9 protein-coding genes are annotated in these 8,931 nt (G+C 62.9%); 4 read left to right on the forward strand and 5 right to left on the reverse strand.

Features of this window, described 5'->3' with window-relative positions; all coding sequences use genetic code 11:
- Positions 1-14: 14 nt before the first annotated feature.
- From AC1EJR_RS23010 to AC1EJR_RS23030, 5 genes are all read right to left on the reverse strand, one after another.
- Positions 15-1,439, reverse strand: coding sequence for a heavy metal-binding domain-containing protein (locus AC1EJR_RS23010; protein WP_477110681.1), 1,425 nt, complete (start codon positions 1,437-1,439; stop codon positions 15-17).
- A 72-nt stretch (positions 1,440-1,511) separates the two neighbouring features.
- Positions 1,512-2,435: a multicopper oxidase domain-containing protein gene (locus AC1EJR_RS23015; RefSeq protein ID WP_092297915.1), complete on the reverse strand. Its 924-nt coding sequence runs from the start codon at positions 2,433-2,435 to the stop codon at positions 1,512-1,514.
- 26 nt (positions 2,436-2,461) lie between these two features.
- On the reverse strand, positions 2,462-2,833 hold the full coding sequence (locus tag AC1EJR_RS23020) for a c-type cytochrome (RefSeq protein WP_441590912.1): 372 nt from the start codon (positions 2,831-2,833) through the stop codon (positions 2,462-2,464).
- Positions 2,830-3,534, reverse strand: coding sequence for a c-type cytochrome (locus AC1EJR_RS23025; RefSeq protein WP_477147599.1), 705 nt, complete (start codon positions 3,532-3,534; stop codon positions 2,830-2,832). The genes AC1EJR_RS23020 and AC1EJR_RS23025 overlap by 4 nt, the downstream gene beginning before the upstream one ends.
- 20 nt (positions 3,535-3,554) lie before the next feature.
- A complete protein-coding gene (locus AC1EJR_RS23030) occupies positions 3,555-4,493 on the reverse strand; it encodes a multicopper oxidase domain-containing protein (protein WP_092297921.1) in 939 nt (312 codons plus the stop codon).
- Between the two features lie 374 nt (positions 4,494-4,867).
- On the opposite strand from AC1EJR_RS23030, the gene AC1EJR_RS23035 reads away from it, so the two are divergent.
- From AC1EJR_RS23035 to AC1EJR_RS23050, 4 genes are all read left to right on the forward strand, one after another.
- A complete protein-coding gene (locus tag AC1EJR_RS23035; RefSeq protein ID WP_177219975.1) occupies positions 4,868-5,263 on the forward strand; it encodes an RrF2 family transcriptional regulator in 396 nt (131 codons plus the stop codon).
- A gap of 139 nt (positions 5,264-5,402) precedes the next feature.
- Positions 5,403-7,523, forward strand: coding sequence for a TonB-dependent receptor family protein (locus tag AC1EJR_RS23040; protein ID WP_477147600.1), 2,121 nt, complete (start codon positions 5,403-5,405; stop codon positions 7,521-7,523).
- 126 nt (positions 7,524-7,649) lie between these two features.
- Positions 7,650-8,144, forward strand: a complete 495-nt coding sequence (locus AC1EJR_RS23045; protein ID WP_092297930.1) for an RrF2 family transcriptional regulator — start codon at positions 7,650-7,652, stop codon at positions 8,142-8,144.
- An 81-nt stretch (positions 8,145-8,225) separates the two neighbouring features.
- The gene (locus AC1EJR_RS23050; RefSeq protein WP_255370913.1) at positions 8,226-8,693 is read left to right on the forward strand and encodes a group III truncated hemoglobin; all 468 of its coding nucleotides are present in this window, start codon (positions 8,226-8,228) and stop codon (positions 8,691-8,693) included.
- The last annotated feature ends 238 nt before the right edge of the window (positions 8,694-8,931 follow it).

Genomic DNA, 8,931 nt, shown 5'->3' on the forward strand with positions numbered 1-8,931 from the left:
CTGTCGCCTTGTCGTTACAGGATCTCTTTCGCGGCCGCGCCGCCGCCCATGCGCTGGCGCGTGGCCGCCAGAGAAGCCTCCGCACCGAGCAGGAACTGGCCGTTCACGGCGATTGCCGCGCCTTCGGCCAGTCCGTCGACAATCTCAACGCGCTCGGCGTCTTCCTTGCCCAGCCGCACCTCGGTCGGCACGAAACGTCCTTCGCCCAGCGCGACCATGACGAAGCTCCCGTGGCCGGTGCGCAGCACGGCATCGCGCGGTGCCGTTAGCGTGGTCTCGCCCGCGACCTCGACGATGGCATGGAGGAAGGTGCCGGCGACGAGGGCGGCGGGCACCTGGTTGAGCGTCACGCGCACACGGGCCTTGCGGGTGGCCGGGTCCACCTCCGCCGTGGTGGCACGCAGCGGCGCGGTGGCGCGCCAGCCGGGCACGGTGTCCGAGGTCAGCGTGAGCTGGCCACCCTGCGCAAGCAGTGGCAGTTGATCGGGATAGAGCGACAGCGTGGCGCTAGTGCCGCGCGGGTCGCCGTAGGTCAGCACCGGCTGGCTGGGTCCGGCAAAGCCGCCGGGCCTGACATTGATGGCGGAAACGATGCCGTCGCGCTGCGCCAGCACGGGAATGACCTCGGTAATGCGGCGCTCCGTATCGAGCTTTGCCATGACCGCCGGCGGAATCTCGGCTTCACGCAGGCGGTCCCGCTGGCGGGCAATTTCGCGCGCAAGACTGCCGAGCATCGCGTTGCTCTGTTCCAGCGCGGCCATGCCGCCGGAGGTCAGGCCGTCGCGGCGGGTCAGCAGGTCGAGGTAGTCGCGCTGGCGCTGTTGCGCCTCGGCGGAGTAGATCTCGTAAAGCACCTGGCCCTGACGCACCCGCTCGCCGGTTGCGGCGACGCCCAGGCGCTTGATCCAGCCCTCGAACTTCGGCGTGGCGGACGTGGCACGTCCCTGGTCGGATTCGAGCACGGCATAGGTGTTGATGACCGGCTTCAACTGGCGGTGCGTGACGACCTCCACCGCGATGCCCATCTGCCGGTAGGCGGCATCGCCCACGGTCACGGCAATCGGCGCGGCGGCAGCAGATTGCTGCGCGTGCTGGTGCTGCGGCATCGACTGGGTGGCGCCGGCCTTGACCAGGTGCATGCCGCAGATCGGGCAGCTTCCCGGCTGGGCCGTGACGATGTTCGGATGCATGGGGCAGGTGTACTGCGTGGCGCCACTGGCGGACTTGGTTGCCGCCGTCAGCAGTGCATTCCCGGCTTCAGGTCGACCGTGCATCTGGTCGTGCCCGCCATCCGCATGCGCCCCAGCATCGGCGGTCACCGCCCGCGCCTGGCTGATCAGTGGATCGTTGACGTAGTCGTACGAAGCCACCATTCCCACCACACCAGCCAGCAGTGCCACGGTAGCGCCGCCGATGCCCAGCATCGCACCTTCTTTCATGTTTTTCACCTTACTCTCTGTGGCCGGCCGCGACGATGTCCCCGCCTCGGCCAGCCGTTAGCCCCGCGCTGCTTACCTCACGAGGATGTTGTCGCCCTTGCCGGCCTTCGGATCGGCATCATTGGAGAACTGCATGATGGCGATGGCGCCCGACAGCGCCTGACGCAGCGAGTGCGACACGATGGCGTTGGCGCCTTCCTTCGGCGAGATCAGGTCGAACGTGGCGGCATCGCCCGGCCCAACCACGAAGCTCTGCATGCCCACGTGGACGTTCTTGGGGTTGCCGCTGCCGTAGACGCGATCCCAGATACCCGCGATGGGGTGGAGCGACGAGAACTCGTTCACACCGGCGTTGACGAAGTAAATCCGCACGCGCTCGCCCGGCTTGGCTTGCAGCACGCGGGTGGCGCTCGGATCATGCACCGGGTCGTACTTGAAGATGCTGCCGTTGAACATGACGTTGGTCCACTTGTTGGCCATCATGTCCGCCTGGTTGTCCGGATTCGCGTACAGCTCGGACTGGATCAGCACATACTCGCGATCCGCCTTCGGCATGGCCTTGGAATCCTTCGGATCCACGATGATCGTGCCGTACATGCCGCGTGCGATATGCTGGATCATCGGGTCCGCGCCGCAGTGGTAGAAGAACACCCCCGGGTAGTCGGCAGTGAACGTGTAGTGGGCTTCTTCACCCGGCTTCACGGCCTCGAAGTCCTTGACGACATCCACGCGTGCCGCGTGAAAGTCCATCGAGTGCGAGTTCTTGTTCGCCTTGTCGTTGATCAGTGTGAACTCGATCGTGTCGCCTTCGGTGACATGGACCACGGTGCCCGGCACCTGGCCGTCGAAGGTCCAGGTGCGGTACATCGTCCCCTTGTTGTCGATAGGCAGGTCGATCTCCTTGGCTGTCATCGTGACCTTGACGGTCTTCGCATGCGCCTGCACGCCGGCCAGGAGAGCGGCGGCGGCAAAGAGCAGGGTTGGAAGGGCTTTCATTTGTCTTGTGTTTCCTCGGTTGCGTATTACTTGGTGCCAGTCTTGCTTACGAAGCGCAGGTAACTGACCATTTCCTTCATGTCGTCGTCGGTGAGCAGGCCCTCCCATTTCGGCATCAGAACGGATTTCCCTACAGCGAGACCACCTCCCTTGATCGCCTTCAACAGCGTTTCATCTGGTGTGTCACCCATAGCCTTGGTGTCGGTGTGATCGCGCGGCTTGACCGCCATGTCGCGGCTGTTCACACCGTTGCCGTCACGGTTCACACCGTGACACTGCACGCAATACGTGTTGTAGAGCCGTGTGGCATGCGCGAACTGGTCGTCGGCATGCGCACGGTTGATGCCAGCGGCCACAAGCAGCGGCGCGAGCATCAGGAAAGTCGTCTGGCGCCTCATTTCGGCTCTCCCTTCAACGTGGTGATGTATCCGGCCAGCTTCTGGATATCGGCATCATTGAGGTCGAGGCGCGGCATCCAGACATGCGGGTCGAATTTCTGTGGATCCTTGATGTAGGCGACCACGTAGTCCGGCTGCAGCCGCGCGCCACCATCCACCATCTCCGGCCCAGAGCTGCCGCCGTTGCCCGGCTTGGCCGAATGGCAGGAGGCGCAGCCGCGCAGCTTGGCAAACAGCAGGCTGGCCATGGAGGCGTTGGGCGGATCGTTCTTKAAGCCGCCTTTCTCCACCAGGCCGGCATCGCCGCCGAGCTTCATCAACTCGGCGGCTACGGCGGCGGCCTCGTCCTTGTCCAGCTTCGGGTGCGGGCTCAGCGCGGTGGGGTCGATGGTGTCGGGCCCCTTGTCGGCAGAGGCCTTGACCGCCCGGGCCACCATCACCCCCGCGGGGCGGATGGTGGTCGGGCTCTGCAGCCACTTCTCCAGCCATGGCTGGTTGAACTTGACGCCCGCGTAGTACAGGTCCGGGCCCTTCCGTTGCCACAGACGATCCACATCGAGCTTCTGGGGTTTCGTGACGGCGTGGCAGGCCACGCATTGCGCCTGCAGGACTTCCTGCCCGGTTTTCGCCTGGGCGGCGGTGCCCGCCGCCGTGAAGGCGAGGGCGGCCACGGCAAGGCGCGTGAGGTGAGGGATGTTCATCGAGATCGTTCCTGGGTCGATTACTGGACGGCCTTGCCCTTGAGCAAGTCGTTGCTGTACTGACCGGGACCCTTCTTCAGCGATTCCTCGTAGTAGAAGTTGGGCTGGTACTTCTTGCCGGCCCAGTCGTACCAGGGGTCCGAAGGCACGCCCGCATACTCCACGACGCTCATGATTCCGCCCATCGGACGATCGCCGTTGACGGTATGGGAGTCGACGTGGTCGTGAACCATCCAGCGGCCAGGGTTGTCGGCTTCGAAGATCAGGTCGTAGCGCTCACCGGGCCCGAACAGCACGGTGTCGGCCATGATGGGGTTGGCCAGCGGGAAGCCATCCTTGAAGGCGATCTTGAAGCTGTGCCCGTGCAGGTGGAAACTGTGCGTGCCGTCGCCAGCGCCAATCAGGCGCAGGCGGACCACGTCGCCTTTCTCGATACGGATGGGCTGGGTGTCCGGATAAGCCTTGCCGTTGATCGTGAAGTAGTCGGGCTTGTCTGATGGCAGGCCGCCGAAGCCGGGCTTGTCCGCCCACTTGGAGTCCCACTCGGAGAACATCAGGATGAATTCCTTGGTGACCTTCTTCTCCAGAGCGGTCGGATTCTTCGGCCGGACGATCAACGGACCCCACATGCCGCGCAGGGCGACGTGTTCATTGACGTTGACGTGGCAGTGGTACCACATGGTGCCGGACGGCGCCGCCTTGAACTGATACTTGAAAGAGTCGCCGGGCTTGATGGCCTCCTGGGTGACACCCGGCACGCCGTCGTTCTTCCAGGAGTTCTTCTGGTACATGCCGTGCCAGTGCACGGTGTGGGGCAGGGCGGTCAGGTTGTTGACGGTGACGTTGACATCGTCGCCTTCATCCACCACATACAGCGGGCCTGGCACCTGCCCGTTGAATGCAAACGTATGGAATTGCTGCTTGTCTACCAACGTGACCCGGGTGTCTTCGATGTTCATCTCGAAGTTCCGGGTTGCCGCGCAAGCACCGTGCGCCGTCAGAAGCGCCGATGTGGCAAGGATTGCGGAAAGTAAGGACTTCAACTTGGTACCCCCGATTGTTTGAGTGGCCGGCCTTCGCCTTTAAAGATGCATTCACTATACATCTTTAGATGCGGCAGAGCGGGTTAAGCCACACCACCCGTGAGGACTATCGCGTCCTCCATGCAACGGAAATTTGCCTCTTTATCCGATGCATAGCATTTATGTTGTATTTGGTATGCATCTTTAATAGACTTCATCGAAACATGGATCGGGAAGTCTTGCGAGCAAATGGATACCTATGTCGCTGTCTTTTTCCGCCATCCGACGGTGCCGCCTTGCCGGAATGCGTGATGCGCCTGACCGTCTATACCGAGTACGGACTGCATGCGCTGGTCCATCTCGCGCGCAACGATGGCAGGCCGCAGACGGCGAGGAACATCGCCGACGCCATTGGGCTGCCGCTCAATCACGTCGTCAAGATCGTCCACGCGCTGCGCCGTGCTGGCTACCTCGACACCGCGCGCGGGCGTATCGGTGGAACACGCCTGGCGTGTCCTGCATCGGCCATCACTGTGGGCGACGTGGTCCGGGTCTTGGAATACAGGTTGGACTTGATGGCGTGCTTTCGCGCCGGGGGATTTTGCGTGGTCTCGAGCGTTGCCGATTGTCACGCGGCGCTGAGTGGGGCGCTGGTGGCCTACCTCACCGTGCTCGATGGCTACTCGATAGCGGATCTGCTGCCCTGATCGATGCCCGACATCGCAATAGACCTTTTCAATGCCGTGCGCTGCCATGTCGCATGGCGCAGGCCGATACGTGCTTCGTATGCTTCCGTTGCTTGCCCGGGGTCCATACCACGGCACCTGAAACGTAGACGAGAACAAAATGAGATCTGAAAAAGCCTGGCGCAAGACCGCCATTGCTGTAGTCGTACAGACGCTCGCGCTGAGCGGCGCGGCCATCGCGCAAACTAACGCCACGCAGGCATCCAATGACGCGCCACTCCCCACGCTGCCCACCATCACCGTCAGCGCAGCGGCGCCAGCCGAGGGTTCACTCACGGTGCCCGGCGTGGCCCGCCAGCGTGACACGCTGTTCCAATCGGCCGGGTCGGTCGGATTTGTCGATGCGCAGTCTTACACCGATACCTACGCCAGCAATCTGCGCGATGTCCTCAAGGACTCGCCCGGGGTCTACGTACAGGAGCGCTACGGCCAGGAGCTGCGCCTGTCGATCCGCGGCTCCGGCATCTCGCGCGGCTTCCACACGCGTGGCCTGGAAATCCTGCAGGACAGCGTGCCGACCAACTTCGCGGACGGCAGCGGTGACTACTACCAGATCGATCCCATCGGACTTTCCGCGGCCGAGGTCTACAAGGGCGGCAACGGGCTGGCATTCGGCAGCTCGACGCTGGGCGGCGCCGTCAACTTCACCACGCCAACCGCGCTGACGGCGGATGCGCCAAACATGCTGCGCGTGGACGGTGGCAGCTTCGGCACCGCGCGCGCCAGCGGCCAAGTATCGCGACAGATCGGCGCATTCGACTTCCTCGCCAATTTCAGCGTCAATCACTCGGAGGGCTACCGCAATCACGAACGCGGGCAGTACGAACAGCTCAACGCCAACTTCGGCTACCGCTTCAGCCCGGCCGTGGAAACGCGTTTCTACTTCGGGGCCTACGTGGTCKACCAGCTGCTGCCAGGCACGCTCACGCTCAATGAGGCGCTCAACGATCCGCGCAAGGCGTCCGCCAGTGCGCTGGCAGGGGACCAGGCACGTAACACGCGCACCGAGCGGCTGGCCAACGTGACCAGCGTGAAGCTGGACAACGGCCAGCTGGACTTCAGCACCTGGATCATCCACAAGAGCCTGTACCACCCGATCTTTCAGGTMATCGATCAGGACTACTGGACCTACGGCTTTGCGCCGCGCTACACCGGCAACTTCACGCTGGGCGGCATGCGCAACCAGTTGATCGCCGGGGCACGCTTCTTTGGTGGCAACAACAATGCCCGCCAATACGTCAACGTTAATGGCGACCGCGGCGCACAGACGCTGAACGCCCGGCAGGATGCCTTCAACTACGAGGCCTATCTCGAAGACCGGCTGTACGTGCGGCCTACGGTCGCGCTGATGGCGGGAGCGAAGGCGTACCGCAACCGGCGGGAGTACCAGGACTACGGCGGCTTGTCCGCCAGCCCAACAGCCAAGTCGGACAGCGCCACCTACAGCGGCGTGAACCCGAAGTTCGGCGTGCTGTGGGAGCCGCGCAAGGACGTGCAGGCCTTCGTCGACATCACGCGCAGCGCCGACGTGCCGGACTTCTCGGACCTGAACCAGACCATCGGCGCGACCAACCAGTTCGTGCCACTGGCGCAGCAGCGCGGCTGGACGGTGGAGGCGGGCACGCGCGGGCAACTGGACCGCTTCGGCTGGGACCTGACACTCTATCGTTCGCTGGTGCGCGACCAGATGCTGCAGTACACGGTCAGCCCCGACGTGCCAGCCTCCACGTTCAACGCCAACCGGACCATCCTGCAGGGCGTGGAGCTGGGCGCCAGCGCCGAGATACTGCGCAATATCATTGGCGCAGGCGACCGGCTCACGCTGTCGCAAATGTGGAACTACAGCGATTTCCGCTTCGACAACGATCCGGTTTACGGCAACAACCGCATCGCGGGCGTGCCGCAGCATGTGCTCCGCACGACCGTGGCCTACAACAGGGGCTCCGCGCTGCGCGTGGCGGGCACGATCGACTGGGTGCCGACCGGCGCCTACGTGGACTACGCCAACACGATGAAGGTGCCGGCCTACGTGCTGTTCGGCATCCAGGCCAGCTACGAATTCCAGCGCGGCGTCACGCTGTTCCTCGACGCCCGCAACCTGGCCGACAAACGCTACGTCAGTGACTTCGGCACCGTGGCGAATGCGCGCACTGCCAACACGGCGGTTTTCTACCCAGGGGTCGGACGCGCGTTGTTTGCGGGGGTGAAGTACAAGTTCTGATCGTGGTGGGATGCGGCGGTCCTGGCGGCCGCATTCCACCTGACTCGGGGGTCGATTCCCTAAAAGATGCATTTGGCGCGTAAGATATACTGACGCGTCCGTCCTGGAGGCGAGTGGGGATCGAAGATGAGACTGACCGACTACACCGACTATGCACTACGTACGTTAATCTACATTGCTGCGCACCCGGACGAACTGGTGACGATCCAGCGGATTGCGGACAGCTTTAGCATTCCCAGGAACCACCTGATCAAGATCGTGCACCGGCTGGGGCAGGAGGGTTTCCTGCATACCCTCAGGGGCCGCTCCGGCGGCGTCCAGCTCAACCGTCCCGCGTCCAAGATCAACGTCGGCGAAGTGATTCGCACGATGGAGAGCGATTTTGCGATGGTCGAATGCTTCCACGCGGAAGGCAATCAATGTGTCATCACCCCGATATGTGGTTTGCGCGGCGTGCTGCACGCGGCGCTGGACGCATACTTCCGGGTGTTGGACGAACACACGCTCGAAGATCTCATTCTCAAGCCGAAGATGATGCAGCGCGTGCTGGACGAGCACGCTGCCGCGTCTGTGCTGGCGCGGATCCCCGTCAAGGTCTCGAGGCAAGCTGCGAAGACCTGACGAAGGGCAGGGGTTTATCTGCGCATTCGTCAGCCCCGACTATATAGATGATAAGATGCATTCGTGATGCATCTTTTAGGGATGACGATGCCCGGGAATAACCTTCAGACCGCCAGCGACGCCGTGGCCCAAGGCGCGCAACTGCCCGACGAAGCCGAAATATCGGCATTTGTCCGTGCCTTCTACGTGCGGGTTCGCGCCGACGAGAGTATCGGCCCGCTTTTCGACCGAGTCATCTCCGGCCGATGGGACCAGCATCTCACAACGATGGACACGTTCTGGTCAAGCATTGTCCTTGGGAGCAAGCGCTACCGGGGGCATGTCCTGTCCCGCCATATGATGCTCGCGGGGATCGAGGGCCATCATTTCGACCGCTGGCTCGAACTCTTCATCGACACGGCACAAGCCACTTTCAACAAACCAATAGCAGCCGAGTTCGTGCGGCCGGCATTGCGCATTGCCAAGAGCCTGCAGTTGGGGATGTACGGCATGTCCTACGAGGTGCCAGCCGGGCAACGGGAGCTGCTGGAACGGTACACAGGCAGGTAGCCAGCCGCAGCATGGCCGGGGCAAGGCTGCCTGCAGGGCTTTCGGCCTCGGATCATTGATTTAACATAATACGCATTATGCGTATAAGGGATGTTGGCCGTTATTAGTAATGTCACCTTTGCGACGAATAGAGATGTCACCTGAGGCTGCCTCCCCGTACGCTCCGAGTTTCGTCGGGCGCTTTGGGAGGCAGCCATGCACAGACAAGGATTGGTGACCATGAGCATGCGCGAAGTTG

Source organism: Cupriavidus sp. 05T42 (assembly GCF_056396345.1).

What these genes read in the sequence shown, in the direction of transcription:
- AC1EJR_RS23010 (WP_477110681.1), bottom strand. Translation starts at nt 1,439, where the DNA reads ATGAAAGAAGGTGCGATGCTGGGCATCGGCGGCGCTACCGTGGCACTG.
- AC1EJR_RS23015 (WP_092297915.1), bottom strand. Translation starts at nt 2,435, where the DNA reads ATGAAAGCCCTTCCAACCCTGCTCTTTGCCGCCGCCGCTCTCCTGGCC.
- AC1EJR_RS23020 (WP_441590912.1), bottom strand. Translation starts at nt 2,833, where the DNA reads ATGAGGCGCCAGACGACTTTCCTGATGCTCGCGCCGCTGCTTGTGGCC.
- AC1EJR_RS23030 (WP_092297921.1), bottom strand. Translation starts at nt 4,493, where the DNA reads ATGAACATCGAAGACACCCGGGTCACGTTGGTAGACAAGCAGCAATTC.
- AC1EJR_RS23035 (WP_177219975.1), top strand. Translation starts at nt 4,868, where the DNA reads ATGCGCCTGACCGTCTATACCGAGTACGGACTGCATGCGCTGGTCCAT.
- AC1EJR_RS23045 (WP_092297930.1), top strand. Translation starts at nt 7,650, where the DNA reads ATGAGACTGACCGACTACACCGACTATGCACTACGTACGTTAATCTAC.
- AC1EJR_RS23050 (WP_255370913.1), top strand. Translation starts at nt 8,226, where the DNA reads ATGACGATGCCCGGGAATAACCTTCAGACCGCCAGCGACGCCGTGGCC.